Source organism: Streptomyces venezuelae, assembly GCF_008642275.1.
In the GTDB taxonomy this organism is placed as follows: Bacteria; Actinomycetota; Actinomycetes; order Streptomycetales; family Streptomycetaceae; genus Streptomyces; species Streptomyces venezuelae_E.
Genome location: NZ_CP029189.1, coordinates 4,539,737 through 4,566,237, shown reverse-complemented (window position 1 = coordinate 4,566,237; position 26,501 = coordinate 4,539,737). Strand labels below are relative to the sequence as shown.

The 26,501-nt window shown below is 72.8% G+C and carries 20 protein-coding genes; 8 read left to right on the top strand and 12 right to left on the bottom strand.

Annotation, left to right across the window (positions count from 1 at the left end):
- Positions 1-15: 15 nt before the first annotated feature.
- Together purH and purN are read right to left on the bottom strand one after the other, a co-directional pair.
- Positions 16-1,611, bottom strand: a complete 1,596-nt coding sequence (gene purH / locus DEJ51_RS20355) for a bifunctional phosphoribosylaminoimidazolecarboxamide formyltransferase/IMP cyclohydrolase (RefSeq protein ID WP_150258845.1) — start codon at positions 1,609-1,611, stop codon at positions 16-18.
- Complete coding sequence (purN, locus tag DEJ51_RS20350) at positions 1,608-2,231, bottom strand: phosphoribosylglycinamide formyltransferase (RefSeq protein WP_150258844.1); 624 nt, start codon at positions 2,229-2,231, stop codon at positions 1,608-1,610. The genes purH and purN overlap by 4 nt, the downstream gene beginning before the upstream one ends.
- A 242-nt stretch (positions 2,232-2,473) precedes the next feature.
- On the opposite strand from purN, the gene DEJ51_RS20345 reads away from it, so the two are divergent.
- Entirely contained in the window at positions 2,474-3,058 is a 585-nt protein-coding gene (locus tag DEJ51_RS20345) for a hypothetical protein (RefSeq protein WP_150258843.1), read from the top strand.
- A gap of 259 nt (positions 3,059-3,317) precedes the next feature.
- On the opposite strand, the gene DEJ51_RS20340 is transcribed toward DEJ51_RS20345, so the two are convergent.
- Entirely contained in the window at positions 3,318-4,970 is a 1,653-nt protein-coding gene (locus tag DEJ51_RS20340; RefSeq protein WP_150258842.1) for a DUF6350 family protein, read from the bottom strand.
- A 119-nt stretch (positions 4,971-5,089) separates the two neighbouring features.
- Between DEJ51_RS20340 and DEJ51_RS35580 the strand changes: the two genes are divergently transcribed.
- Positions 5,090-6,472: a helix-turn-helix domain-containing protein gene (locus DEJ51_RS35580; protein WP_150258841.1), complete on the top strand. Its 1,383-nt coding sequence runs from the start codon at positions 5,090-5,092 to the stop codon at positions 6,470-6,472.
- Positions 6,473-6,576: 104 nt separating this feature from the next.
- Here the strand turns inward: DEJ51_RS35580 and sucD are convergent, their stop codons facing one another.
- The 5 genes from sucD to DEJ51_RS20310 form a co-directional block, all read right to left on the bottom strand.
- Entirely contained in the window at positions 6,577-7,464 is an 888-nt protein-coding gene (sucD, locus tag DEJ51_RS20330; RefSeq protein ID WP_150258840.1) for a succinate--CoA ligase subunit alpha, read from the bottom strand.
- A 21-nt stretch (positions 7,465-7,485) separates the two neighbouring features.
- Positions 7,486-8,664 (bottom strand): ADP-forming succinate--CoA ligase subunit beta, encoded by a 1,179-nt coding sequence (gene sucC, locus DEJ51_RS20325; protein WP_030011549.1) that lies wholly within the window; start codon positions 8,662-8,664, stop codon positions 7,486-7,488.
- A gap of 280 nt (positions 8,665-8,944) precedes the next feature.
- Positions 8,945-10,135 (bottom strand): VWA domain-containing protein, encoded by a 1,191-nt coding sequence (locus DEJ51_RS20320; RefSeq protein WP_150258839.1) that lies wholly within the window; start codon positions 10,133-10,135, stop codon positions 8,945-8,947.
- A gap of 246 nt (positions 10,136-10,381) precedes the next feature.
- Positions 10,382-12,652 carry a DUF5682 family protein gene (locus tag DEJ51_RS20315; RefSeq protein ID WP_150258838.1) on the bottom strand — a complete coding sequence of 757 codons (2,271 nt, stop codon included), beginning with the start codon at positions 12,650-12,652 and terminating at the stop codon, positions 10,382-10,384.
- Positions 12,649-13,755 (bottom strand): ATP-binding protein, encoded by a 1,107-nt coding sequence (locus tag DEJ51_RS20310; RefSeq protein WP_150258837.1) that lies wholly within the window; start codon positions 13,753-13,755, stop codon positions 12,649-12,651. The genes DEJ51_RS20315 and DEJ51_RS20310 overlap by 4 nt, the downstream gene beginning before the upstream one ends.
- 134 nt (positions 13,756-13,889) lie before the next feature.
- Here DEJ51_RS20310 and DEJ51_RS20305 point away from each other — a divergent pair, with 134 nt between their 5' ends.
- Together DEJ51_RS20305 and DEJ51_RS20300 are read left to right on the top strand one after the other, a co-directional pair.
- Positions 13,890-15,233, top strand: a complete 1,344-nt coding sequence (locus DEJ51_RS20305) for an SWIM zinc finger domain-containing protein (RefSeq protein ID WP_150258836.1) — start codon at positions 13,890-13,892, stop codon at positions 15,231-15,233.
- A 291-nt stretch (positions 15,234-15,524) separates the two neighbouring features.
- Positions 15,525-17,114 (top strand): DUF5691 domain-containing protein, encoded by a 1,590-nt coding sequence (locus DEJ51_RS20300; protein ID WP_150258835.1) that lies wholly within the window; start codon positions 15,525-15,527, stop codon positions 17,112-17,114.
- A gap of 316 nt (positions 17,115-17,430) precedes the next feature.
- On the opposite strand, the gene DEJ51_RS20295 is transcribed toward DEJ51_RS20300, so the two are convergent.
- Positions 17,431-17,832, bottom strand: a complete 402-nt coding sequence (locus tag DEJ51_RS20295) for a cobalamin B12-binding domain-containing protein (RefSeq protein ID WP_150258834.1) — start codon at positions 17,830-17,832, stop codon at positions 17,431-17,433.
- A gap of 174 nt (positions 17,833-18,006) precedes the next feature.
- Between DEJ51_RS20295 and DEJ51_RS20290 the strand changes: the two genes are divergently transcribed.
- Positions 18,007-18,786 (top strand): esterase/lipase family protein, encoded by a 780-nt coding sequence (locus DEJ51_RS20290; RefSeq protein WP_150258833.1) that lies wholly within the window; start codon positions 18,007-18,009, stop codon positions 18,784-18,786.
- 164 nt (positions 18,787-18,950) lie between these two features.
- Positions 18,951-20,618 (top strand): M23 family metallopeptidase, encoded by a 1,668-nt coding sequence (locus DEJ51_RS20285; protein ID WP_411757331.1) that lies wholly within the window; start codon positions 18,951-18,953, stop codon positions 20,616-20,618.
- 132 nt (positions 20,619-20,750) lie between these two features.
- Here DEJ51_RS20285 and pcrA read toward each other — a convergent pair whose 3' ends face one another.
- Positions 20,751-23,285: a DNA helicase PcrA gene (gene pcrA / locus DEJ51_RS20280; protein WP_150258832.1), complete on the bottom strand. Its 2,535-nt coding sequence runs from the start codon at positions 23,283-23,285 to the stop codon at positions 20,751-20,753.
- On the bottom strand, positions 23,269-23,619 hold the full coding sequence (locus tag DEJ51_RS20275) for an ArsR/SmtB family transcription factor (RefSeq protein WP_150258831.1): 351 nt from the start codon (positions 23,617-23,619) through the stop codon (positions 23,269-23,271). Before DEJ51_RS20275 ends, pcrA begins: the two co-directional genes overlap by 17 nt.
- A 158-nt stretch (positions 23,620-23,777) precedes the next feature.
- On the opposite strand from DEJ51_RS20275, the gene DEJ51_RS20270 reads away from it, so the two are divergent.
- A complete protein-coding gene (locus DEJ51_RS20270) occupies positions 23,778-24,131 on the top strand; it encodes a hypothetical protein (RefSeq protein ID WP_150258830.1) in 354 nt (117 codons plus the stop codon).
- A 143-nt stretch (positions 24,132-24,274) separates the two neighbouring features.
- Positions 24,275-25,342 (top strand): C40 family peptidase, encoded by a 1,068-nt coding sequence (locus DEJ51_RS20265; RefSeq protein WP_150258829.1) that lies wholly within the window; start codon positions 24,275-24,277, stop codon positions 25,340-25,342.
- Between the two features lie 31 nt (positions 25,343-25,373).
- On the opposite strand, the gene DEJ51_RS20260 is transcribed toward DEJ51_RS20265, so the two are convergent.
- Complete coding sequence (locus tag DEJ51_RS20260) at positions 25,374-26,477, bottom strand: alpha/beta hydrolase (RefSeq protein ID WP_150258828.1); 1,104 nt, start codon at positions 26,475-26,477, stop codon at positions 25,374-25,376.
- Between the last annotated feature and the right edge of the window lie 24 nt (positions 26,478-26,501).

Below are 26,501 nucleotides of genomic sequence, written 5' to 3'. Positions count from 1 at the left end.
CGCCGTGGACCGGACTCAGTGGAAGAAGTGCCGGGTCCCGGTGAAGTACATGGTCACACCGGCCTTCTTCGCGGCCTCGACGACCTGCTCGTCACGGACCGAACCGCCCGGCTGGACCACGGCCCTGATGCCCGCGGCCGTCAGGATCTCCAGCCCGTCCGGGAACGGGAAGAAGGCGTCGGACGCGGCGTACGAGCCCTGGGCGCGCTCGGCGCCCGCCCGCTCGACGGCGAGCTTCGCCGAGTCGACGCGGTTGACCTGTCCCATGCCGACGCCGACCGAGGCGCCGTCCTTGGCGAGCAGGATCGCGTTGGACTTGACGGCCCGGCAGGCCTTCCACGCGAAGGCCAGCTCGGCGAGCTCCGCCGGGGACAGCGCGTCGCCGGTGGCCAGGGTCCAGTTGGCCGGGTCGTCGCCCTCGGCCTGGAAGAGGTCGCTCTGCTGGAGCAGCGCACCGCCGGAGACGGGCTTGAGGTCGCCCGGCTGGTGCGGGGTGCCGTCCACCTTCAGGACGCGGATGTTCTTCTTCTTGGCCAGGACCTCGACCGCGCCGTCCTCGTAGGCGGGGGCGGCGATGACCTCGGTGAAGATCTCCGCGACCTGCTCGGCGAGCTCGACGGTCACCGGGCGGTTGACGGCGATGACGCCGCCGAAGGCCGACAGCGGGTCGCAGGCGTGCGCCTTGCGGTGCGCCGCGGCGACGTCCGCGCCGACCGCGATGCCGCACGGGTTGGCGTGCTTGATGATCGCGACGCAGGGCTCGTCGTGGTCGTAGGCGGCGCGGCGCGCGGCCTCGGTGTCCACGTAGTTGTTGAAGGACATCTCCTTGCCGTGCAGCTGCTCGGCGTTGGCGATTCCGCCCGGCTGTCCGTCCGTGTAGAGGGCGGCGGCCTGGTGCGGGTTCTCGCCGTAGCGCAGGGTCGACTTGCGCTCCCAGGCGCCCGCGAGGAACTCGGGCAGGGCGCCCTCCTCGCCCTCCGGGGCGTACGCGTTCGTGAACCAGGAGGCGACGGCCACGTCGTAGGCGGCGGTGTGCTGGAAGGCCTCCGCGGCGAGCCGCTTGCGGGCGGTGAGGTCGAAGCCGCCGCCCTGGGCGGCCGCGATGACGTCGGCGTAGCGGGCCGGGCTGGTGACGACCGCGACCGAGGGGTGGTTCTTGGCGGCGGCGCGGACCATCGACGGGCCGCCGATGTCGATCTGCTCGACGCACTCGTCAGGGGTGGCACCCGACTGGACGGTCGCCAGGAAGGGGTACAGATTCACGACCACCAGGTCGAAGGGCTCGACGCCCAGCTCGGCGAGCTGGTTGCGGTGGTCCTCCAGGCGCAGGTCGGCGAGGATGCCGGCGTGCACGCGCGGGTGCAGGGTCTTGACCCGGCCGTCCAGGCACTCGGGGAATCCGGTCAGCTCCTCCACCTTGGTGACGGGCACCCCGGCGGCGGCGATCTTCGAGGCGGTGGAGCCGGTCGAGACGAGCGCGACGCCCGCCTCGTGCAGACCGCGGGCCAGCTCTTCCAGTCCCGTCTTGTCGTAGACGCTGATGAGCGCACGCCGGATCGGCCGCTGGTTCGTGGTCGGGTCGTTGCTCGCTGCGGTGTCTGCGGCGGTCACTGGATCGTTACCTTTCGTCCCTCAATGCGGTAGCCGTGCCGGGCCAGACGCCCCACGACATCGACGAGCAGCTGGCGCTCGACTTCCTTGATGCGCTCATGGAGAGCGGCTTCGTCGTCCTCGTCCCGGACCTCGACCACACCCTGGGCGATGATCGGACCGGTGTCCACGCCGCTGTCCACGAAGTGGACCGTGCAGCCGGTGACCTTCGCGCCGTAGGCGAGGGCGTCCCGTACGCCGTGCGCACCGGGGAAGGCGGGGAGGAGGGCGGGGTGGGTGTTGATGAACCGGCCGCCGAAGCGGTCGATGAACACCTTGCCCACGATCTTCATGAATCCTGCGGACACGACGAGGTCCGGCTGGTACGCGCCGGTCGCCTCGGTGAGGGCGACGTCCCACTCCGCGCGGCTGCCGTAGCCCTTGACCGGGCAGACGAAGGTGGGGATCCCCGCCTTCTCGGCCCGCTCCAGGCCGGCGATGTTCTCGCGGTCGGCCCCCACGGCGACGACTTCGGCGCCGAAGCCCTCGGATCCGCCGGGGTGGGCGTCGATGGCGTCGAGCAGGGCCTGGAGGTTGGTGCCGGAACCGGAGACCAGCACGACCAGGCGGGAGGCGGCCATGGGAGGCCCTTTCTCGCGGGATTGCGGTGTTCGTCTTGTGTGGTCATACGAAACTTCGGGGTACCGATATATGGGGAACCATACGAAGCGACCGACCGCCTGCAACGATACCGGTACACCGGACAGCCCCCGAGGGACGGGGGGACGGCCGGGCGGTAGCGTCTGGCGTACAAGCCGCAAACTGGCCTCACCTCGCCACGACGTCCCGCGACGTCCATGACACAGGGGAAGAAACACACCCGATGCCGGACCGCCGTCAGCCCGAGTCCCCCACCGACGACAACCCCTTCGCGGCTCCGCCGGAAGGCCGGCCCGACCAGCCGTGGCAGCCGCGCAGCGGTGGTGGCGGCGGGAACGGCGACGGCCCGAAGGACTCGGACGACCGGCGGGGTCCGGCGCGCTGGGACCCGACGGACCCGATCCAGCGCCGCGCCCGCTACGCGCTGCTGGCCGGCATGTGGGGCTTCTTCTTCGGGATCTTCGGCATCCCGTCCGTGGGGCTGCTGCTCGGGGCGCTCGCCCTCTACTGGGGGATCAGCGCGCTGCGCGGCAAGCCCGCACCGGCGACCACCGAGGGCGCCCCGGCGGCGCCGACCGGCCTGGACGCCCTGGGCCCCGCGGCCCGCCCCCAGCGCACCGCGGCGGTGAGCGGCCTCGTCACGGCCTCACTGGCGATCCTGCTGGCGTTCGGCTCGTACGCCCTGCAGCTCGCCTACAAGGACTTCTACGTCTGCCGCGACGACGCCCTCACCAAGTCGGCGGAACTCCAGTGCAACACCCTCCTCCCGGACAACGTGGTGGGCGACGTCCTGAAGGTCCGCCAATAAGCCCGCCGCGCCGCCTCCAGCCCCGCCGGCCCGTATCCAAGCCCGCCGCCCCGTCCCCGGCCCTGCCTCGCCGTCCCCAGCCCCGCGCCCGTCTCTGGCCCCGCCGCGCCGTCTCCAGCCCTGCCGGCCCGCCTCCAGCCCTGCCGGCCCGCCTCCAGCCCTGCCGCGCCATCTACAGCCCCGCCGGCGTTTGAGGCGCGGGGGTCCGGGGGCAGCGCCCCCGGCAACGGCGCCGCACCCGCCCCACCACCCGAACGGCCTACTCCGGCGGCGGCTTCCGCCGGGCCAGCACCCGCGCCCCAACCACCGGCGGAGCCAACGGCGCTGACACCGCCTCGGCGACCTCCGCGACCTCCGCGACCTCCGCGACCGCCGCGACCTCCGCGACCTGGCCCGACCCGCCCGGCGTCACCGCCAGCACGCCAGGCCCCAGATCCAGCTCCAGCCCGGACACCACCGTCACGGCCCGCCGCCCCCGCACCCGCTCCCCCTCGGAAACCGCCGGAGGCACCGGCACGGGCCCGGGAGCCACCGCCATGTCCGGAACCAGCGCGCCCGCAGCCTTCCGCATCGCCGCCCACCGGATCTCCCGCACCCCGCTGTCGTGCCACCCGTCGTCCAGGCCCACCGCGTCATCGGCATCCGGGCCGGACGGCCCGATGGCCGGGCGGGTCCGCCACGCGTGCACCGCCACCGCGACCGGCACGGCCAGCACCGCCGTCCAGACGAAGGCCGCCACCCCGGTGGTCCACCACACCGGCCCGAATTCCGACAGCCTCCGCGAGCCCAGCGGCCCCGCCGAGGCCGCCGCCAGCCCGGTCATCGTCAGGCCGCACACCACCGCGCCGAGGGCCGCCGTGAGCGCGGTCTCCCCGTACGAGACCTCACGCGCCCGGCGTACCGCGAACCAGCCCACCGCGAGCCCGGCGACCACCGGGACCCCGACGGCCGCCCAGGTCAGCGGGGTTCCGGGCCCCTCGGCCGGAAGCGCCGCCAGCAGCGGGAAGCGGGGCAGCCCGGGCGCGCCCGGGAAGCCGAGCGGGGTGGCCGTCACGTCGGCGCCCAGGGCGAAGCCGGGCCCGAGCGCGTAGGCCGCTCCCCAGACCATGGCGTTGGGGATCAGGGTGAACGCGAGCAGCAGGACGGCGAAGCGGCCCGACCAGACCCCGGTCAGCGACAGGAAGGAGGCCTGGACCTCGGCGCCGTGCCACGTGAGCGAGGCACCGACGACGAGCGCGCCGCCACCCAGGAGCACCAGGGCTCCGCCGGCGCCCGCCCTGAGCGCCAGCGCGTAGCGGGGGCGCACGACAGCCTGGCGCACGCCCCTCGGCAGCCAGGACGGCAGCGGCCCGAGCGGACGTCCCCTGGCTCCCCACACCCCGGCGGCGGCAGCGAGTACGGCCACCAGCGGAATGTGCCAGGCCGCGCTGATGGGGTCGGCCGGCATGGGGCCGCCGGCGGCGTACGCGGTGACGAGGGCCCCGACGGCGAGGTAGCCGCAGAGCACGGCCGAGAAGACGGCTCCGGCGGGCAGCACCTCCTCGTCGTCCTCCTCGGCGGCGCTCCCCAGCCGGGCGGCCCGCCGCATCAGGAGCACCGGCAGCGCGACGAGGAGCAGGGGCGTCAGCCCGACGGGCGCGGGGACACCGGACAGGGTGTCGTAGCGCACGAGCTCCGTCCCGTGGGCGAGCAGCCACAGGCCGGCCGCCAGGTGCAGGGCCCCGCCCGGGCCGCTGTCGGGGTAGGGGGAACTGATCCACAGCACGATGACGAGCACGGCCAGGAAGCCGAGCCCGAGTCCGGCCGCCACGGCGCCGCCCACGACGCATGCGGCGGCGGCCGGTGAACGGCGCCGCACGCCGGCTCGCGGGGCCGCCGGCAACGGGGTCCCGCGTTCGGTCACTTGGGTCACCCCGCCATGGTGCCAACGACACGCGCTGTCGACGGGTAACAGGCGAATGCCCGTGGTGTCGCTCAATATACGTTTATGTACTTTTTCGCCCAGAGCGGCCGGTTCGCGGGGAGTGTGGCATGACACGAAGCGTCGAGACGACCTCCTCAGAGGACTCGGAGCTGAGCCTGCCCTCCCCCAAGGAGCGCCGCAGACTGCGTGAGGCGGCGGAACTGACACACGATGAGGTCGCCACGGCCCTGGGCGTCACCGCGGCGACCGTCCGGTCCTGGGAATCGGGCCGCACGGCCCCCCGCGGGCGCAAGCGCGAGGTGTACACGCAGTTCCTGGCGCGCCTGGCGGCCCCGCCGCAGGACGCCGGGCCCGCGGGGACACCCGGGGAGGCGAAGACGGCGCGGGCCGCGGAGGAACCCGCCGCGGACCCACCCGCTCCGGACCGGCCGTCCACGGACGGACCGGCCCCGGACGGCCGAACCCCGGACGGCCGAACCCCGGACATCGGTCCCAACCCGGACGGCCGAACCCCGGACGGACCTGCCCCGGACAGCCGGAACCCGGACGGCCGGAACCCGGACCGCCGGAACCCGGACGGACCCGGGCTGGACGGACCCCGGCTGGACGGACCGGCCCCGGACGCCCCGGCCGGGCCCGACGAGATCCCCGCCGAGGCCCCCGCGAGGGTCCCCGTGCCGGGCCCTGCCGAGGCCTTCGACGCCCTCTACGCGCACGCCGCCCGCGACCTCGCCCGGCAGGCCTACCTGCTCACCGGCCGCCGGGCACTCGCCCTGGAGGCCGTGGAGAAGGCCTTCGTCCAGGCCTGGGACCGCTGGCCCGAGGTGGCCGTCGACCCGGACCCGGTGGGCTGGGTGCGCACGGTCACGTACGAGTACGCGCTCTCCCCCTGGCACCGCTTCCGGCGCGCCCACCGCCAGCTCGACAAGCCGCCGGCCGAGCCCGCCGACCGGATCCTGCTCGACGCCCTGCTCTCGCTGTCCCCCGCGCACCGCCGTACCGTCCTGCTCTACGACGGCGTCGGCCTCGACCTCCCCGACACCGCCGCCGAGACCGAGGCCACCACACCCACCGCCGGCCACCGGCTCGTGCACGCGCACGCCGACCTCGCCGACCGGATCCCCCAACTGGCCGACGTACCGCTGGAAAAGCAGTCGGCGCTGCTGCGCGACCTGTTCACCGCGCTACGGCCGGCCGTCGAACTCGACCCGCGCCCGGCGGCCGCCGTCCGCGGCGGCGGCGAGCGGCGCACCCGGCTGTGGACCCGCGCGACCCTCAGTCTGACGGCGATGATCGCCGTCTCGACGGCCTACACGCTCATGACCGCGCCCACCCAGTACGAGCCCCCGCTGGCACCCGGCGAGAGCGTCGCCGGCGTGCCCCCGCTCGCCGGCCCCCAGCACCTCACCGAACGGAGCAGGCAGCTCCACGACAAGCTGCTCGCCGACCCGGAGGCCGGACCGGAGCGGATCGCCCCTCGGATCGAATGAGAACGGCCGACGGACACGAGAACGGGCGTGGCCCGCACCCCGGTGGGGGTGCGGGCCACGCCCGTGCGTCAGCGCGTCCGTACGAGGATCCGTACGGCGACCGGCTACTTGGCGGAGAGGATCTCGCGCGCCAGCTTCGCGGTCTCGGTCGGCGTCTTGCCGACCTTGACGCCGGCGGCCTCAAGGGCCTCCTTCTTGGCCTGCGCGGTGCCGGAGGAGCCGGAGACGATGGCGCCGGCGTGGCCCATGGTCTTGCCCTCGGGGGCGGTGAAGCCCGCGACGTAGCCGACGACCGGCTTGGTGACGTTCTTCGCGATGAAGTCCGCCGCACGCTCCTCGGCGTCGCCGCCGATCTCGCCGATCATGACGATGAGCTCGGTCTCCGGGTCGGCCTCGAAGGCCTCCAGGGCGTCGATGTGCGTGGTGCCGATGACCGGGTCGCCACCGATGCCGACGGCGGAGGTGAAGCCGATGTCACGGAGCTCGTACATCATCTGGTAGGTCAGCGTGCCCGACTTGGACACGAGACCGATCTTGCCGGGCTTGGTGATGTCGCCCGGGATGATGCCGGCGTTGGACTGGCCGGGGGTGATCAGACCCGGGCAGTTCGGGCCGATGATCCGGGTCTTGTTGCCCTTGGCGGTCGCGTACGCCCAGAAGGCGGCGGAGTCGTGCACCGCGATGCCCTCGGTGATGACGACGGCCAGCGGGATCTCGGCGTCGATCGCCTCGACCACGGCGGCCTTGGCGAAGGCCGGCGGGACGAAGAGCACGGAGACGTTGGCGCCCGTCTTCTCCATCGCCTCGGCGACGGAGCCGAAGACCGGGACCTCGGTGCCGTCGAAGTCGACGGTGGTGCCGGCCTTGCGCGGGTTCACGCCGCCGACGATGTTGGTGCCGTCAGCCAGCATCAGCTTGGTGTGCTTCATGCCCGTGGCACCGGTCATGCCCTGGACGATGACCTTGCTGTCCTTGTTGAGGAAGATAGCCATGTGAGTCTGTGACCTCTGCCCTTACTTCGCAGCCGCGAGCTCGGCGGCCTTGTCGGCCGCGCCGTCCATGGTGTCCACGCGCTGGACCAGCGGGTGGTTGGCGTCCGAGAGGATCTTGCGACCCAGCTCGGCGTTGTTGCCGTCGAGGCGGACGACCAGCGGCTTGGTGACCGCCTCGCCCTTGTCCGCGAGCAGCTGCAGCGCCTGGACGATGCCGTTGGCGACCTCGTCACAGGCGGTGATGCCACCGAAGACGTTGACGAAGACGGACTTGACGTCCGGGTCGCCGAGGATGATCTCGAGACCGTTGGCCATGACGGCGGCGGAGGCGCCACCGCCGATGTCCAGGAAGTTGGCGGGCTTGACGCCACCGTGGTTCTCACCGGCGTAGGCGACCACGTCGAGGGTGCTCATGACGAGACCCGCGCCGTTGCCGATGATGCCGACCTCACCGTCGAGCTTGACGTAGTTGAGGTTCTTCGCCTTGGCGGCGGCCTCAAGCGGGTTCGCGGCCGCGTGGTCCACGAACTCCTCGTGACCCGGCTGGCGGAACTCGGCGTTCTCGTCGAGCGAGACCTTGCCGTCGAGCGCGATGACGTCGCCGGAGGCGACCTTCGCGAGCGGGTTGACCTCGACGAGGAGCGCGTCCTCGGCGATGAAGGTCGCCCACAGGGTCACCAGGACCTCGGCGACCTTCTCGGCGACCTCGGCCGGGAACTGCGCCAGCGCGACGATCTCACGGGCCTTCTCGATGGTCACGCCCTCGTTGGCGTTCACCGGGACCTTGGCGAGCTTCTCCGGGGTCTCCTCGGCGACCTGCTCGATGTCCATGCCGCCCGCGACGGACGCCATGGCGAGGAAGGTGCGGTTGGTCCGGTCGAGGAGGTACGAGACGTAGTACTCCTCCAGGATCTCCGGAGCCGTCTCGGCGATCATCACCTTGTGGACCGTGTGGCCCTTGATGTCCATGCCGAGGATGTCCGTCGCCCGGGCGACGGCCTCGTCCGGGGTGGCGGCCAGCTTCACGCCACCGGCCTTGCCACGGCCGCCGACCTTCACCTGCGCCTTGACGACCGACTTGCCGCCCAGCCGCTCGGTGGCCTCGCGAGCCGCCTCAGGCGTGTCGATGACTTCACCGGCCAGCACCGGTACACCGTGCTTGGCGAAGAGGTCCCTCGCCTGGTACTCGAACAGGTCCACGCGCGTCCGTCCCTTGTCTTTTTAAAGATTCGCAGTGATTCGCGGTTGTCTGCTATCTGCGTGGGCGTGCCGCGGAGGGCAACGTGACGGCTCTGTCACAAGGAAGGCGCACACGGTGACCGTGGACGCGGCATGTCCGTCCCGCAGGTTATCCCCGAGGGACGTGGGTCCCTAAATCGCAGATCACACCTGAGCGGTGATACCTGTCACAGATCGCCTCACGGTTGAACTGGAAGTTCGTGGGATTCACCGATTCACAGCAAAGGGCGGGACGCGGCCGTCAGGGTGTCGGCAGGGGGCGTTTCTCCAGCGCCGCGGCCATCACCTCGGGGAACAGGTCGGGGGTGCAGGCGAAGGCCGGCGCCCCAAGTGCCGCAAGGGCTGCGGCGTGTTCGCGGTCGTAGGCCGGGGCTCCCTCGTCGGACAGGGCCAGCAGGGTCACGAACTCGACGCCCGCCGCCTTCATCGCGGCGACCCGCTTGAGCATCTCGTTGCGGATGCCGCCCTCGTAGAGATCACTGATCAGGACGACGACGGTGTCGGCGGGCCGGGTGATCTTCGACTGGCAGTAGGCGAGGGCGCGGTTGATGTCGGTGCCACCGCCCAGTTGGGTGCCGAAGAGCACGTCGACCGGGTCGTCGAGCTGGTCGGTCAGGTCGACGATCGCGGTGTCGAAGACGACCAGACGGGTGGCGATCGAGCGCATCGAGGCGAGGACGGCGCCGAAGACGGAGGCGTAGACGACGGAGGCCGCCATCGAACCCGACTGGTCGATGCAGAGGATCACCTCCTTCTTCACCGATTGCGCCGCCCGGCCGTAGCCGATCAGCCGCTCGGGGACGACGGTGCGGTACTCGGGCAGGTAGTTCTTGAGATTGGCCCGGATCGTGCGGTCCCAGTCGATGTCGTGGTGGCGGGGACGGCTGATCCGTGCGGACCGGTCCAGGGCGCCGGTCAGCGTCGCCCGGGTGCGCGCCGCGAGCTTCTTCTCCAACTGCTCGACCACCTTGCGGACCACGGCCCGCGCCGTCTCCTTGGTCGTCTCGGGCATCGCCTTGTTCAGGGAGAGCAGCGTGCCGACGAGGTGCACGTCGGGTTCGACGGCCTCCAGCATCTCCGGTTCCAGCAGGAGGGCGGCCAGGCCCAGCCGCTCGATGGCATCGCGCTGCATGACCTGGACCACGGAGCTCGGGAAGTACGTACGGATGTCCCCGAGCCAGCGGGCCACGTTCGGCGCGGACCCGCCGAGCCCGGCCGACCGCGCCCCCGATGCCTTGCGGGACCCCGCCTCGCCGCCCCCGCCGTACAGCGCGCCGAGTGCGGCGTCCATCGCCGCGTCCCGCCCGGTCAGCGCACACCCGGTGCCATCAGCCTCGCCCCCGCCGAGCACCATCCGCCACCGCCGCAACCGCTCGCCTCCGGCGGAGCCCGCGACGTCCTGCCCCTCCACCACCACGTCCGTACCGCTCATCTGCCCGTCCTCCTCCGATCACAGTCACCACAACCCATCCCAGCCCGACCAGCCCGGCCACCCCACCAGCCCGACCGCCCCACCAGCCCGCCGGCGATTGAGGCACCCACCCAGCCCCGCCGGCGTTTGAGGCGCTCTCTTCCAGCCCCGCCGGCGTTTGAGGCGCGGGGGTCCGGGGGCAGCGCCCCCGGCAACGGCGCCGCACCCACGGCACGGGCACAACCACCGGCACCGCCACCGGCACCCTCACGCCGGCGCGAGCAACATCCGCACCAGTTCCGTCACCGCATCCGCCCGCACCGGATCCAGCTCCGGCGCGAAGCCCGCCGGCGCCGACCCACCGGGCACCGCGGCAGCGGAACCGCCCGGCCCGCGCCGCACCAGCTCGCCCAGGGTCCGCTTCACCCCCGGCTCGTACGCGCCGAACGTCCGCCGCAGGAGCGGCAGCACGTCGGTGAACGCCCGCTCCGGCACCCCCACCAGCCAGGCGTCGATCAGGCCCAGCAGCCGGTCGTCGTGGACCAGCAGCGTGCCCCCGCCCGAGCTGCCGCCCGCGAATCCCTCGATCCAGCCCGCCGCATCGGCCGGGGAGGACGCCGGGGACAGGGCGAGCCCCATCAGCCGGGCCGTCTCCTCCGCCGGCAGCCGCCCGTCGTCGAGGAGCAGCCGGGTCGCCCGGCCGCGGATCAGGCCGGGCGCGGCGTCCCGGCCGGCCAGCGTGGTGAGCACCGCGGACCAGCGCTCCCGCAGCCCCTCGGCGGCGTCCGCGAGCAGGCCGATCGCCGTGTGCACCCCGTCCACGTGACCGCGCATCTCCGCCGCCGCGTCGGCGTCCAGTCCGGCCGCACAGGCCGTCGGCAGCGCCACGCATATCCGCTCGGCGAGCCCGGCCGCCACGGCGCCGAGTGCCGTCGCGTCGGTGCCCCGGACGTCCCCGTACCGCAGCGAACGGGCCAGCGCCGGCAGGGCCTTGGCGAGCCGGGCCACGTCGGTGTCCAGCGCGGCCCGGTCCGCGAGAGACCGCAGCACGGCGGGCAGCGCCTGCGCCAGCCCGGCGAGCAGGCACTGTTCCGCCAGGGCCGTCACCTCGCCCAGTTCCCCGGCCCCGGCTGCGTCCGCCTCGGCCTTGGCGGTGGCCGCGCCGAGGACGGTGGTCCCCCATATCCCGGCCTCGGCGATCCGTACCGACAGCTCGGGCTCCCACCGCAGCCGCCAGGTCTCCCGGAAGGTTCCGGTCCCGGCCCGGGAGACGGCCGGGGTGCCCCAGCCGATACCGAGCAGCCGCAGCCGGTGCAGCAGCAGGGACTTCGCCGTGTCGGTGTCCTTGCGCAGGTCCAGTTCCAGCTCGCGGTCCTGTGCTTCGGCCTTGAGCCGCAGGGTGCGCTGCTGCCGTGTCAGGTCGCGCTGCAGGGGTACGACGGGGGCGCCGTCCGGGACCTCGCCGAGCACGTCTCCGACGACGAGGCGGTCCTCGATCAGTGCGAGCGGTATGTCGGAGCCGTCGCACATCACCGCCCGGACCGCTTCCAGGGTCTCCGTCAGGCCGGGCAGCGGCCGGCCCCGCATCGCGGCGAGGGTCTCGGCCAGCCGGACCGCCTCGATGACGTGCGCCGAGGAGACCTGCCGGTCCTCCTCGCGCAGCAGGCCCGCCACCTTGGTCAGCCACCGCTCGACGGGCCGGTCCGGGGCGGCGAAGAGGTGGGCGTACCAGCCGGGCGAGGAGATGCCCGCGCCGTACCCGCCGGCCCGGGCGAGCCTGCGGTGGGTCCAGGGCACCCAGGTGGTCTCCACCTTGACCTTGGGCAGGCCGCCGAGCAGGGCCTTGTCGGCGGCCACGGTGGTCCTGGCCCGCAGTGCGGGGACGTGCCAGGCTCCGCACACCACGGCGTAGGCGTCGCCGAACTCCCGGCGGGCGGCCCTCATCCGCTGGCGCATGTACGCCTCGCGCACCAGGTCGCGCCGGTGGCCCCCGTCGCCGTACGCCTCGCGCAGGGCTCCCATGGCCTCCCCGAGCGCCTCGAACGCGCCGAGCACGTCCTCCCCCGCGCCTCCGGCGCCGCGGTGCTCGACCACGTCCTCCCACCAGCGCTCGGGGTCGTCGTACCCGGCGGTCTCGGCCAGCACGGCGAGGGGGTCCAGCCGGACGGCGTCGGAACCGGTCCCTTCCGCCCCCTCCCCTTCCGCGGCGAGCGAGTGCGCCGCAGGAAGGTCGATGAACCGGACCGGGACGTCGTGCTCCTGGGCCCAGCGGATGGCCACCCACTCGGGCGAGAACCCGGCCAGCGGCCAGAACGCGGCCCGGCCCGGATCGTCCGCCGCGTGCGCGAGGAGCGCTACGGGCGGCCGCATCCCCTCGTCCGCTGCGAGCGGCAGCAGCGCGTCCCCCTCGGGCGGGCCCTCGATCAGCACCGCCTCGGGCCGGGCGGCGTCCAGTGCCGCCCGGACGGCCCGGGCGGATCCGGGACCGTGGTGCCGTACGCCCAGCAGCAGTGGGCCTCGCACCGGGCTCGGGCTCATACGGTCACCTCCCGGCAGGCCCGGTAGAAGTCCTTCCAGCCGTCGCGCTCGCGGACCACTGCCTCCAGATACTCCTGCCAGACCACCTTGTCGGCCGCCGGGTCGCGGACGACGGCGCCGAGGATCCCGGCGGCCACGTCGGAGGGGCGCAGCACGCCGTCGCCGAAGTGGGCGGCGAGCGCCAGGCCGCCGGTGACGACGGAGATGGCCTCGGCGGTGGACAGGGTGCCGCTGGGCGACTTCACCTTCGTACGGCCGTCGTCGGTGACGCCGTCGCGCAGCTCGCGGAAGACGGTGACGACGCGGCGGATCTCCTCCAGGCCTTCGGGTGCGGCCGGCAGGTCGAGGGCACGGCCCATCTGGTCGACGCGGCGGGCGACGATGTCGACCTCGGCGTCGGCGGTGGCGGGCAGCGGCAGGACGACGGTGTTGAAGCGGCGGCGCAGTGCGCTGGAGAGCTCGTTGACCCCGCGGTCGCGGTCGTTGGCGGTGGCGATGAGGTTGAAGCCGCGCACGGCCTGCACCTCTTCGCCGAGCTCCGGTATCGGCAGGGTCTTCTCGGACAGGACGGTGATGAGGGTGTCCTGGACGTCGGCGGGGATGCGGGTGAGCTCCTCGACGCGGGCGGTCATGCCCTCGGCCATGGCCCGCATGACGGGGCTGGGGACGAGCGCCTCGCGGCTGGGGCCGTGGGCGAGCAGCCGGGCGTAGTTCCAGCCGTACCGGATCGCTTCCTCGGGGGTGCCGGCGGTGCCCTGCACGAGGAGGGTGGAGTCCCCGCTGACGGCGGCCGCGAGGTGTTCCGACACCCAGGTCTTCGCGGTGCCGGGGACGCCCAGCAGGAGCAGGGCGCGGTCGGTGGCCAGCGTCGTGACGGCCACTTCGACGATGCGGCGCGGACCCACGTACTTGGGCGTGATCACCGTGCCGTCGTCGAGGGTGCCGCCGAGCAGGTAGGTGGCGACGGCCCACGGGGAGAGCTTCCAGCGGGTCGGGCGGGGCCGGTCGTCGGCGGCCGCCAGGGCTTTCAGTTCGTGTGCGAAGGCGTCTTCGGCGTGCGGCCGCAGAGCTTCTGCTCGCTGCTCGTTCTCGGGCATGGTCATGGTCCCCCTCCAGTGCTCGGCAGCCGCTCCCGACTGCTGTGTCCACGGTGCACCACGCCACTGACAACGGCCCTTCGCGATGTCGTTGTTGCTGGTCAGAGCGATTGTCAGTGGGGGTCTCTACGGTGGTTCACATGACTGATCAGGGGGACCGCTGGACAGCGGAACAGGTACTGGATCTGGCTCCTGACGACGCCTCACGCAAGGCGGGGGGCAGACTCGGCGGGGCTGGGCCATGGTTGCAGATCGGAGGTTCCGCTTCCGGTTCTGTGTGGGGGTTGTGCAAGGGCAGCGGCAGCAAGCCGTACCGCACGGTCGTGGACCTCACGGGCCCGGCCTACAAGTGCTCCTGCCCGAGCCGGAAGTTCCCCTGCAAGCACGCCCTCGGGCTGCTCCTCCTCTGGTCGGCCGAGGGGTTCGGCGAGCCGGCCGAAGCTCCGGAGTGGGCCGCGCAGTGGCTGGCGGACCTGGCCGCCAAAGCCGCGCGGCCGTCCGGGGGGAGGGCCGCGCCGGCCGACGAGGAGGGAGCCCGGAAGCGTGCCGAACGGCGGGCGGCGCGCGTGGGGGCGGGCGTCACCGAGCTGGAGCAGCGGCTGGCCGATCTGCTGCGCGGCGGCCTCGCGGGCCAGGAGCAGGCGGGTTACGCGGGATGGGAGGAGACGGCGGCCCGCATGGTCGACGCCCAGGCGCCCGGACTGGCCGCGCGGGTAAGGGAGTTGGGGACGATACCCAGTTGCGGACCCGGCTGGCCCGCCCGGATGCTGGAGGAGGCGGGGCTGCTGCACCTGCTCGACCGGGCGTGGCTGGGGGTGGCCGGGCTGCCGGACGAGCTCGCGGCGACGGTGCGCAGCCGCGTGGGACTGCCGGCCTCCGGGGAGGGGGAGGCCGTACGGGACCGCTGGCTGGTGCTCGCCCAGTACGACACGGTGTCGCCGGACGGCCGGCTCACCACCCGCCGGATATGGCTGCGCGGGCTGGCGGGCGGGCGGCCCGCTCTGGTGCTGGACTTCGGACCGCCGGGGCGGCCACCGGGGCTGGCACTGCCGGTGGGGCTGGTGCTGGAGGCGGAGATGCGCTTCCGGCCCGGGTCTGCGGGGCTGCGGGCGGACCTCGGTGAGAGGTTCGCGGCAGCGGTGCCCTGCACGGAGGTTCCGGACGGGGTGAGCGCGGGGGCGGCTCTGGAGGCGTACGGGACGGCGCTGCGGCAGGACCCGTGGCTGGAGTCCTGGCCGGTGGTGCTCGGTCCGGTGGTTCCGATACCGGGAGAGCTCGGCTGGCAGCTGGCGGACGCGGAGGGCACCTCCGCCCTGCCGGTGCCCCTCACCGGGGGCGGCGGCCGCTCGCGCGGGGGGCTCTGGCAGCTGGCGGCGTTGTCGGGCGGGGGCCCGGTGACGGTGTTCGGCGAGTGCGGCCACCGCGGCTTCACCCCTCTGACGGCCTGGCAGCCGGACTCGAACGAGCCCGTCGCCCTGACCTGACCAGAAGCCGGAGCCAGATCCGGAGCCGGAGCCGGAACAAGAAGACACATCGCAGGGGGCCTGGGGGGTCCTGTGCCGTCACACGAGGACGGCCTGGAGGCGTGCGGCGCCGGGGGGCGCCGCACGGGAAACGACGACGAGCCGGGGGGCTTGCATGAACGACAACCACGCCAGCTGAAGACGGGCAGGCAGACGGGGACATCGACAGCTCCGGTCCCGCGGAGGGGGCGGGACCGGAGCCCGTGAGACGACGACCGACCGACGACCGACGAGCGACGAGGGAGGGGCCCGATGGGCAAGGCTGACGAGGGATACGGCGAGTGGGAGGAGCTGGTCGCCGGGGCACTGCTGGGCACCGAGCGACGCGGGCGCGGGGGCGGGGGCCCGGCCGGCTCACCGGAGGCGCTGCTGGACGCGGCGGCCGTGCACACCGTACGGCGCCGGGCCGGGCTGCTGCCGGCCGAGGCCGGGCCTCGCCCGGATCCGGCGCCCCGGGACCCCCGGCCGGCGCCACCGGAGGCGGCCGGCCGCAGGCTCGCTCAGCTGCTGGCCGGCCGCAGCGGCCCGGTCAACGGCGGCGGGCGGCGCGGAACCGCCCCGGACCTGACGGAGCTCCTGCCGCAGTGGCTGGCCGCCGCCGCGCGGCACGGCTACCGCTCTCCGGCCTCGCTCGTACCGGCGCTGCTGGACGCGGCCCGGGCCCGTACGGACCTGCGGCCGCAGGCGCTGGCCCTGGCCGGGACGCGGGGGCTGTGGCTGGCGCGGATGAATCCGGACTGGCGGTTCGCCCTGCGCGGCGGGTCCGGCGGCGCCGGAGAACTGCCGGAGGTGACGGACCGGGTGGCGGTGGAACAGCTGTGGCAGGAGGGACTGTTCGCGGAGCGGGTGGCCCTGCTCGGGGCCGTCCGGGCCCACGAGGCGGCGGCCGCGCCGCGGCTGCTCATGACGACCTGGGCCGCCGAACGGGCCGAGGACCGGCTGATGTTCCTCGATTCACTGAGGGTGGGACTGTCGGAGGGGGACGAGCCGTTCCTGGAGGCCGCGCTGGGTGACCGCAGCCGCAACGTCCGCGCCACGGCCGCCGAACTGCTGTCGGCGCTGCCGGCCTCGGCCCTGGCCGGACGGATGGCGGAGCGCGCGCTGGCTTGCGTGGGACCCGAAGGGGTGACCCCGCCGGCCGAGTGCGACGCGGGGATGCTCCGCGACGGGGTGGTCAAGCGGCCGCCCGCCGGACGCGGGGAACGGGCTTGGTGGCTCGGGCAGTTGGTGGAGGCGGCGCCACTGTCGTGCTGGCGGGAGCGGTTCGGGGGGCTCGGCCCGGCGGAGATAGTGGCGCTGCCGGTGGCCGCGGGCGACGGCTGGACGGAGGAGCTGCACGCGGCGTGGTGCCGGGCCGCCGTGCGCCAGCGCGACGCGCCGTGGTCGCGGGCCCTGCTCGGCCCGGCGTCCGCGCCACCCGCGGCGGGCCCGGGCACCGCCTCCCTCGCGGAGCGGGCCAAGCTGCTGGAGACCCTGCCGCACGCGGAACGGGCGGAATGGGTCGCGGAGTTCATACGGGCCCACGGGCTGTCGGAGGCGTTCCAGCTGCTCGGGGTGTGCGCGGTCCCGTGGGCGGGAGCGCTGGGCCGGGCGGTCGTGGACGCACTCGACACGGCCCGGGACGCGGGCAGTTACCCGTGGAGCTTCAGCGGGGTGATGGGCCTGGCGGAACGCTGCCTCGATCCCGCGGAAGCGAGCCGGCTGGAGGCCCTGACCACGGCTGCGGAGGACCTGCCCGACGGGTCCCCCGGTGCGGCCGCGTACTGGGCCGAGGCGTTCCAGCGGCTGGTCTCGACCCTTCGGCTGCGCGCGGCGATGCTGGCCGAACTGGCCCCGGCGTAGCCCCCGCGGGTTGGCCCGCCCGGGCAGGGGCAGGCGCCGGGGTGGCCGGGCAGGGGCGGGCCGGAGCCCGGCCCCGGCCGGCCCCGGATCCCGCCGCGCACGCCGGGAGACCACAGCCGCGCATCGCGGGACCGGACGCGCCGGTCGCAGGACCGTAGCCGCAGCAGTAGCCGTAGCCCGCATGACCGCACACGCACGTCGCAGTCCGCCCGCGCGCATCGCAGGACCGTAGCCGCAGCCCGCATGACCGCACGCGCACGTCGCGGTACCGCCCGTGCGGGCTGTGACGCTGCCCGGCCCCTGCCGAACCGAGGGGTTACTGGCGGACGTGGGCGCGGACCCAGTCCACGATGGCGGTCGTCGTCGCGCCCGGCGTGAAGATCTCGGCCACGCCCTTCTCCTTCAGAGGGGCGATGTCGTCCTCCGGGATGATGCCTCCGCCGAAGACCTTGATGTCCTCCGCGTCGCGCTCCTTCAGGAGTTCCAGCACGCGCGCGAACAGCGTGTTGTGGGCGCCGGAGAGGATCGAGAGGCCGATCGCGTCGGCGTCCTCCTGGATGGCGGTGTCCACGATCTGCTCGGGGGTCTGGTGGAGGCCGGTGTAGATGACCTCCATGCCCGCGTCCCGCAGCGCCCGCGCGATCACCTTGGCCCCGCGGTCGTGGCCGTCGAGACCCGGCTTGGCCACCACCACACGGATCGGACCGGTCACACCCATCGCACTGCCTCCCGAGTGAACGAACGTTAAGTACAGCATCGCGCACGTCACCGTTTCGCGGTCAACCACGAGGGGGAAATCACACGTGGGACGGCATTGCGCCACCGTGCCGGCAGCCGCACGGCACGGTGGTGCGAGCGCCGCGGTCCCGCTGAGGCTCAGGGGAGGCCGTCGATGGGGCTGTCCATACCCGTGTCCGTACCCTTGTCCGGCGCCGCACTGCGGGCCGGCGCCCTTGAGGTGGTGGTGTTCGGCGGGCACCTTCTGCTGTATCCCACCGGAGTGTGCCAGGAGAAGGTCACCGCTCGCCCGCCCACGACACGGCCTCCGGTCCTCCTCCTCCACGGGTTCTCCGACAACCGGTCCGTCTTCGTCCTGCTGCGCCGGGCCCTCGGTGCAGGTGGCCGGCACGTGGAGGCGTACAACTACTCCCCCTTCACGCTCGATCTGCGCGTGGCCGCCCGGCATCTCGCCCGGCGTGTCGAGGAGCTCTGCGAGCGCACCGGACAGGAGCGGGTCGATCTGGTCGGGCACAGCCTGGGCGGGCTGGTCGGCCGGTACTACGTGCAAAGGCTCGGCGGCGACACCCGGGTCCGGACCCTCGTCACCCTCGGTAGCCCGCACTCCGGCACCCGGGTCGCACCCTTCATGGACGCGCACCCGCTGATACGGCAGATCCGCCCGGACTCCGAGGTGCTGACCGAGCTCGCCGCGCCCGCGCCCGGGTGCTCCACCCGATGCGTGGCGTTCTGGAGCGAGTTCGACGCGATAACGACCCCGGCCGAGTCCGCGAGGATCGAACACCCGGATCTGTGTGTGGAGAACGTGCAGGTCACCGGTATCGGACATCTTGCCCTGGCTGCCCATCCCGCCGTGATCGCGGCGGTCCGGCGCACCCTCGAAGGGCCCGGTCTGGCCGCCGTCACGGGCTCGGACGCCGCCTCCGTCGCCTAGCCGACGAGCGACCGACAGTCGAACGGATTTCGAACTCAAGGCCAAGGGTCCGCATTTCGGCGACCGAAAGACGGCCGAATGCCCGGTTCCGGAGATCTGGGGACCCGGCGAAGATTGTCGTTGCGAGTAACCGCCGGGTACAGTCACGCCACTGCTCTCCTCCGGTGAACCTTGAGTTCCCGGCCACCCAGGCCCCCACTGCCGAGGCGAAAGAGAAGTTGGTGAACGACCGCCCCACGTCGGGCCAGTATCCGGATGCCGGGTACGACGGCCTTTCCACCACCGCTTTCGCTGGTGACTCGACCTACGTTTCCTATGAAACGCAGGGCCAGGGGGTCAACTACGCCGCCTACGGCTCCTACGACACGGGCGCCTACGACACCACCGCGTGGGCTTCGCAGGACAGTTACCTGTCCACGATCCCGGCCCAGGCCGCCTCCGAGGACACCACCGGGAGCTGGGACGCGAGCGCCTGGAGCACGCAGGGCGCGGACTACTCCGGCTATGCGCAGTACCAGCAGCCCTCCTTCGGCTACGACACCTCCGGCGAGCAGACCGGGCACTGGGCGATGCCGGGCTACGGCACCACCGGAACCGAGACCGGCGCCTACGACGCCACCGCCTGGAACACCGTCGCCGAGACCCCGGCCCAGCCCGAGGCCGCCTACGCGTACGAGTACGAGTACCAGCCCGAACCCCAGCCCGCACCCGCGCCCGCAGCCGCGGCGCAGGAGTACACGTACCAGGCGACCTCGACGGGCTACGCCTACGAGGCCACCCAGGCCGTCGGCATCGACCCCGGGTACCAGAACGGGTTCGAGGGCGGGTTCGAGGGCGGATTCGACACCGCCGTCGAGGACGGTGTCGAGGCGGGGACGGCCGCGTACAGCGAGACCGCCGTCTTCGAGGTGCTCTCCGACGAGACGCCCCAGGTCCACGAGGCACCCGAGCAGCCCGAGGTCCACGACCTCCCCACCCAGGCCATGCCGGTGACCTCGGCTCCGCGCTCCGCGCGCCGGACCGCCGCCAAGGGCAACGGCAAGACCGGCGCCGGCGCCAAGGCGGGCAGCGGCTCCACCGGCGGCGGCACCAGCCGTCGCCGCAACCCGGCGAAGCGTTCCGCCCTGCTGACCGTGGCCGTCCCGTCCGCCTGCGTGATGGGTGTCGCGGGCGTCGCGGCCGCCTCCGTCGGCGGCCTCACCGGCACGGACCGGCCGGCCGAGGAGCCCACGACCATGGCCGCGCCCGACCCGGCCTCGGTGAAGCCGGTCGCGGCGAACACCAAGCTCGACACCCAACTGGTCGCGCTCAGCGCCGACGCGGGCGACTTCGCGGACCGCGCGAGCCGCACGCAGGAGCGCATCGACCTGCGCGAGCGCCAGGAAGAGGAAAAGAAGAAGAAGGCGGAGGAGGCCGCGGCCAAGGAGGCCGCCCGCCCCAAGTTCGCCATCCCCGTCGCACAGCACGGGCTCAGCGCCAACTTCGGCCAGGCCGGCGGCATGTGGATGTCGGTGCACACCGGCATCGACTTCCCGGTCTCCTACGGCACCCCCGTCATGTCGGCCACCGACGGAACCGTGCGCACGCAGTACAACAGCGCCTACGGGAACATGGCGATAGTGACCGCGCCCGACGGCACCGAGACGTGGTACTGCCACCTCAGCTCCACCAAGATCCGCGGCGGCAAGGTCAAGGCGGGCGAAGTCATCGCCTACTCGGGCAACTCCGGCAACTCCACCGGCCCGCACCTCCACTTCGAGGTCCGGCCCGGCGGCGGATCCGCGATCGACCCCCTGTCCTGGCTCCGCAGCCACGGCCTGGACCCGACGTAACCCCTCAGGCCCGCAACCGCCCGGCCTGACCACCGGGCACAGCCGTCCGACGCGACCGCCGGGCGCAACCCGCCGGCGTCTCCCCCGGCGTGAATGCCGCGCGGCCCGAAGGCCGCGCGGCCGCCCCCCGTCCTACAGCTTCTGCACCGGCGCGTAACGCAGCAGCAGCCGCTTGGGCTTGTCGTCCCCGAAGTCGATGGTGGCCTGCGCGTCCGCACCCGCCCCCTTGACCTCCATGACGGTGCCGAGCCCGAACTGGTCGTGCGTGACCCGGTCCCCGACCACCAGGGCGATGACCGGCTTGTCGGCGGCCCGCCGCGTCGCGAATCCGGACGGGCCCGACTTCGTACGCGACGAGGACAGGAACGCCTCCGGCGAGGTGCCGAACGTCGCCTTGCCCGATCCGGACGAGGACGACCCGTACGAGGACCCGTACCCCGAGCCCCGCATCGGACCGGCCGGCTTCTGCGTCGCGCCCGTCCGCTTCCACTGGAGGTACTCCGCCGGAATCTCCTCCAGGAAGCGCGACGGCGGGTTGTACGAGGGCGTGCCCCACGCGCTGCGCATGCTGGATCGGGTCAGGTACAGGCGCTCGCGCGCCCGCGTGATGCCGACGTACGCGAGCCGGCGCTCCTCCTCCAGTTCCTTGGTCTGGCCCAGCGCCCGCATGTGCGGGAAGACCCCGTCCTCCATGCCGGTCAGGAAGACCACCGGGAATTCGAGGCCCTTGGCGGTGTGCAGGGTCATCAGCGTGATGACGCCCGTGCCCTCGGTGTCCTCGTCCGGGATCTGGTCGGAGTCGGCCACGAGGGCGACCTGCTCCAGGAACTCGGCCAGGGTGCCGGACCCGGGAGCCGGGGCACCGGTCTCCGCCGCCTCGGCCGCCGCGGCCTCCCGCGCCTGCTCGAACTCCAGGGCCACGGCCGCGAGCTCCTGCAGGTTCTCGATGCGCGTCTCGTCCTGCGGGTCGGTCGAGGCCTGGAGTTCGGCGAGGTACCCCGTCCGCTCCAGGACGGCTTCCAGCACCACCGCCGGGCCCGCGCCCGAGTCGACGATCGTGCGCAGCTCCTCCATCAGCACGTTGAACCGCTTCACCGCGTTGGTGGAGCGCGCGGCCATGCCGAAGGCCTCGTCCACCCGGCGCAGCGCCTGCGGGAAGGTGATCTTCTCGCGCGCCGCGAGGGCGTCGATCATCGCCTCGGCGCGCTCGCCGATGCCGCGCTTGGGCACGTTCAGGATGCGCCGCAGCGGGACGTTGTCCTCCGGGTTCGCGAGGACGCGCAGGTACGCGAGGACGTCGCGGACCTCCTTGCGCTCGTAGAAGCGGACGCCGCCGACGACTTTGTAGGGCAGTCCGACCCGGATGAAGATCTCCTCGAACACGCGGGACTGCGCGTTGGTCCGGTAGAAGATCGCCACGTCGCCGGCCTTGGCGTCGCCGGCGTCGGTGAGCCGGTCGATCTCGTCGGCGGCGAACTGGGCCTCGTCGTGCTCGGTGTCCGCGACGTAGCCGGTGATGACGGCGCCGGTGCCGGCCTGCGTCCACAGGTTCTTGGCGCGGCGGTTCTCGTTGCGCTCGATGACCGCGTTGGCCGCGGAGAGGATCGTCTGCGTGGAGCGGTAGTTCTGCTCCAGCAGGATCGTGGTCGCGTCCTTGTAGTCCTCTTCGAACTGGAGGATGTTGCGGATGGTCGCGCCGCGGAAGGCGTAGATCGACTGGTCGGCGTCACCCACCACGCACAGCTCGGCCGGGGGCAGGTCCGGGTAGCCGGTGCCGACGAGCTCGCGCACCAGCGTGTACTGGGCGTGGTTGGTGTCCTGGTACTCGTCGACGAGGACGTGCCGGAAGCGGCGCCGGTAGTGCTCGGCGACGTCCGGGAACGCCTGGAGCAGGTGGACCGTGGTCATGATGATGTCGTCGAAGTCGAGGGCGTTGGCCTCGCGCAGCCGCCCCTGGTACATCGCGTACGCCTGGGCCAGGGTCTTCTCGAAGCCGTCCACGGCCTGGTCGGCGAAGGCTTCCTCGTCGATCAGCTCGTTCTTCAGGTTCGAGATCTTGGCGTTGAAGGCCTTCGGCGGGAACTTCTTCGGGTCGAGGTCCAGGTCGCGGCAGACGAGCGCCATCAGGCGCTTCGAGTCGGCCGCGTCGTAGATCGAGAACGAGGACGTGAACCCGAGCCGCTTGGATTCGCGGCGCAGGATCCGCACGCACGCGCTGTGGAAGGTGGAGACCCACATGGCGCCCGCGCGCGGGCCGACGAGGCCCTCGACGCGCTCCTTCATCTCACCGGCGGCCTTGTTGGTGAAGGTGATCGCGAGGATCTGGCCGGGGTGGACGCCCCGCGCGGACAGCAGGTGTCCGATGCGGTGGGTCAGCACCCTGGTCTTGCCGGAGCCGGCGCCGGCCACGATGAGCAGCGGGGATCCCGCGTGCACCACGGCCGCGCGCTGCTGCTCGTTGAGCCCGTCGAGGAGCGTCGCCGGGTCGATGACGGGCCTGGGGGCGCCGTCCCGGTAGTACGCGTCCCCGGTCATGGGTACGTCGAACCGCCCGCCGAAGAGGTCGTCCGCGCCGGCCTCGGGGGCGGCGTGGTCCTCGGGCGGCGGCGGGACCTCGTCGGAGGGGGTGAGGTCCGCCAGGAAACTGTCGTCAAAGAGGCTGCTCATCGCATTCCGAGTCTAGGGGGCGGGACCGACAGGCCAGCACGAGTTCGAGCAGACCGGGGAAACGCAGCTCCAGGTCCTCGCGGCGCAGCGCGAGGAAGAGCTTGCGGCCCTGGGGCCGCTGGCGGATGAGACCGCTCTCGCGCAGCGTCCTGAGGTGGTGCGTGACGCTGGACCGGGGCAGGTCCGGGACGACCTCGCCGCAGAAGGCCTCCTCGCCGCAGGACAGCTTGCGGACGATCTCCAGCCGGACGGGGTGTCCGAGCGCCGCCAGGACCTCGACCAGCTCGATGCGGTCGGCGGCGGGGTGGGTCGGCTCGGCGGCGGCGGCAGGCATGCCCCCACTGTACGCAGATCTCGTACGGACCCCGCCCAATTGTTCGAAGATCTCGTACAGTCCTCTCGCCCAGCCCTACGAAATCATCGAATCGAGCAGCTGCGGAGGGAGCTGACCCGCTTCTCCGGCCGACCGGGCCGCCTCGTACGCTCGACGCCATGGACGTACTCATCAATGTCTTCGTCGGCCTGCACATCATCGGAATCGCCTCGCTCCTCGGCGGCTTCCTGACCCAGATGAAGGCGATGAGCGCGGGCACCGCCCGTTTCACGCCCGCCATGCTGCACGGCGCACTCACCATGCTCGTCACCGGCGTACTCCTGGTCGGCTTCAACGAGATGGACGGGACCCCCGTCAACAACGTCAAGGTCGGCGTGAAGCTCGCGATCCTGTTCGTGATCCTCTGCCTCGTCTACGTCAAGCGCGACGAGGAGCACGTGGACAAGGCGCTGTTCGGCGCGGTCGGCGGGCTGACCGTGATCAACATCTTCATCGCCGTTCTCTGGCACTGACCCACACCGGAACAGTCGAGTCCGGTCCTCGGCGGCCAGCTCCGGTCGGATCGAACCACTTGCGGTCATCCCGTCATCCGCCCGTTACCTCCGGGTCTAGCGTCCTCCTCCAAGCACCGACAGAGGAAGGACGTGAGGCCCTCGTGGCCAGTCATCGAAAGCCCAGGCAGCGCCCGCTCTCCGGCGGCCCGGTACGGACGACCGCCGCCACCCTCGCCCTCGCGGGCGCTGCCACCGCCACCGTCTTCGAAGGCGCCTCCCAGGCCGACCCCCGGCTCACCCCCGACCAGGTCAAGTCGGAGGTGGACCGGCTCTACGAGGAGGCCGAGGCGGCGACCGAGCAGTACAACGGGGCGAAGGAACAGGCGGACGAGGCCGAACGCGCGCTGACCGGACTGCGCGAGGAGACCGCCCGCAAGACCGACCAGCTCAACACCGCCCGCAGCGCACTCGGAACGCTGGCCGCCTCCCAGTACCGCAGCGGGTCCCTGGGCACCGCGGTCCAGCTCGCGCTGGCCTCCGACCCGCAGGAGTACCTCTCCCAGGCCGCCTTCATCGCCCGCGCCGGGGACCGCAACGCCGCCGGGATCACCACCGTGCGCCGCCGGCTCGACGAGGTCGGCAAGCTCCGCGAACAGGCCGCCGGGCGGCTCGCGGACCTGCGTTCCCGGCAGGACGAACTCGCCGGGCACAAGGCGGTGATCGAGGAGAAGCTCACCACCGCCAAGAACCTGCTGGCCCGGCTCACCGCCGAGGAGCGGGCGGCCTACGAGGCCCAGTCGCCCGGCGGTCCCGCCACCGCACCCGCCACGTCTGCCGGCTCCCGGGGCAGCACGCCCGCGCCCCCGCCCCCGTCCGACGGCTCACGCGCGGCCCGCGCCGTGGCCTTCGCGTACACGGCGATCGGCAAGCCGTACGTCTGGGGAGCGACCGGCCCGGGGTCCTTCGACTGCTCCGGCCTGACGCAGGCGGCCTGGCGCTCGGCCGGGGTCTCGCTGCCCCGCACCACCTACACCCAGATCAACGCCGGCCGGCGCGTGTCCCGCGACCAGCTGGCCCCCGGCGACCTGGTGTTCTTCTACTCCGGGGTGACCCACGTGGGCCTCTACGTCGGCAACGGCCAGATGATCCACGCCCCGCGCCCCGGGTCCACGGTCCGGCTGGCGCCGATCGACTCGATGCCCTGGGCCGGCGCCTCCCGCCCCGCGTGACCCCTGGGGCGTGTCCCGCAAAAGTACCCGCCTAGGGAGCCTTGACGATGCCGCTCAGCCAGCCGAAGGTCTGCGGCAGCTGCCTCGTCCACGATTCGAGGTTGTGGCCGCCGACGACCTTCTCCGCGTGCACCACGGTCGGGGTCTTGGCGATCGCCTTGAGGTCCGTGCCGGACAGGTAGCCGTCGTGCTCGGCCCCCGACATCCACAGCGACACTGCGGGCGGGGTGGGCGCGGCCTGGAGCACGTTCTTCAGGTTGTGCGTGCGGCGCAGTTCGGGGTCCTTGGCGACCAGCGACGAGGGCTCCTGGCCCGGGTCGTTGTAGCCCGACAGCGAGACGGCCGCGCTGTAGCGGTCGGGGTGGGCGATCGCGAGCTTGGCCGCGCAGTAGGCGCCCGCCGAGTAGCCGGCCACGCCCCAGGTGCGGGCCTCGTCCGAGGCCCGGAAGTTGTCGACGACCATCTTGCGGACGTCGACGCTGAACCAGCTGTCCGCGTTGACCTTGCCGGGGATGTTGGCGCAGCCGGTGTCGCCGTTGCCGACCAGCATGGCGCGCGGCGAGACCAGGATGAACGGCTGTACCTTGCCGCTCTTCATCAGCGGCTCCAGCACCTCGTGCGCCTTGAGTCCCTGGAACCAGGACTTCCCCGTCCCGGGTATGCCGGGTATGAGCTCGACCACCGGGAACTTCTTGTCCTTGTAGGCCGGGTCGTCGTACTGCGGCGGCAGCCACACCATGACATCGCCCTTGACCCCGGAGATCTTGCCGTCGAGCTCGGTCTTCCTGACCCGGCCGCCCAGTCCCTCGACGGGCTGGAACTCCTGCCTGACCTTCGGCGCCTCTTCGACCTTCTTGCCGCCGAGCCCGTCCGGGCCGAGGTCGGGTGCGGCCGTGACGTACTTGCCCGTGCCGAGCAGGTCACTCCAGGAGGCGTAGAAGTGCTCGGCCCGGTTGACCGCGACGAACACCACGGCGACGGCTGTGACCTGGGCGAACACCACCATCAACGCGCGCAGGAGCGTGCGTACGGCGGCCGGGCCGCGCACCTTGCTCCATACGGCCAGCGGAAGGACGACGGCGATCACCGTGAGGGCGATCACCGACGCGAAGAAGGGTGTACCGGTCAAGCTCATCACGCCAGCCTAGAGGGCGGCGTG

Bases quoted from the DNA above. Each gene is read 5' to 3' on its own strand.
- purN (WP_150258844.1), bottom strand. From the start codon at position 2,231: ATGGCCGCCTCCCGCCTGGTCGTGCTGGTCTCCGGTTCCGGCACCAAC.
- DEJ51_RS20345 (WP_150258843.1), top strand. From the start codon at position 2,474: ATGCCGGACCGCCGTCAGCCCGAGTCCCCCACCGACGACAACCCCTTC.
- DEJ51_RS35580 (WP_150258841.1), top strand. From the start codon at position 5,090: ATGACACGAAGCGTCGAGACGACCTCCTCAGAGGACTCGGAGCTGAGC.
- sucD (WP_150258840.1), bottom strand. From the start codon at position 7,464: ATGGCTATCTTCCTCAACAAGGACAGCAAGGTCATCGTCCAGGGCATG.
- DEJ51_RS20320 (WP_150258839.1), bottom strand. From the start codon at position 10,135: ATGAGCGGTACGGACGTGGTGGTGGAGGGGCAGGACGTCGCGGGCTCC.
- DEJ51_RS20315 (WP_150258838.1), bottom strand. From the start codon at position 12,652: ATGAGCCCGAGCCCGGTGCGAGGCCCACTGCTGCTGGGCGTACGGCAC.
- DEJ51_RS20310 (WP_150258837.1), bottom strand. From the start codon at position 13,755: ATGACCATGCCCGAGAACGAGCAGCGAGCAGAAGCTCTGCGGCCGCAC.
- DEJ51_RS20305 (WP_150258836.1), top strand. From the start codon at position 13,890: ATGACTGATCAGGGGGACCGCTGGACAGCGGAACAGGTACTGGATCTG.
- DEJ51_RS20300 (WP_150258835.1), top strand. From the start codon at position 15,525: ATGGGCAAGGCTGACGAGGGATACGGCGAGTGGGAGGAGCTGGTCGCC.
- DEJ51_RS20295 (WP_150258834.1), bottom strand. From the start codon at position 17,832: ATGGGTGTGACCGGTCCGATCCGTGTGGTGGTGGCCAAGCCGGGTCTC.
- DEJ51_RS20290 (WP_150258833.1), top strand. From the start codon at position 18,007: ATGGGGCTGTCCATACCCGTGTCCGTACCCTTGTCCGGCGCCGCACTG.
- pcrA (WP_150258832.1), bottom strand. From the start codon at position 23,285: ATGAGCAGCCTCTTTGACGACAGTTTCCTGGCGGACCTCACCCCCTCC.
- DEJ51_RS20275 (WP_150258831.1), bottom strand. From the start codon at position 23,619: ATGCCTGCCGCCGCCGCCGAGCCGACCCACCCCGCCGCCGACCGCATC.
- DEJ51_RS20270 (WP_150258830.1), top strand. From the start codon at position 23,778: ATGGACGTACTCATCAATGTCTTCGTCGGCCTGCACATCATCGGAATC.
- DEJ51_RS20260 (WP_150258828.1), bottom strand. From the start codon at position 26,477: ATGAGCTTGACCGGTACACCCTTCTTCGCGTCGGTGATCGCCCTCACG.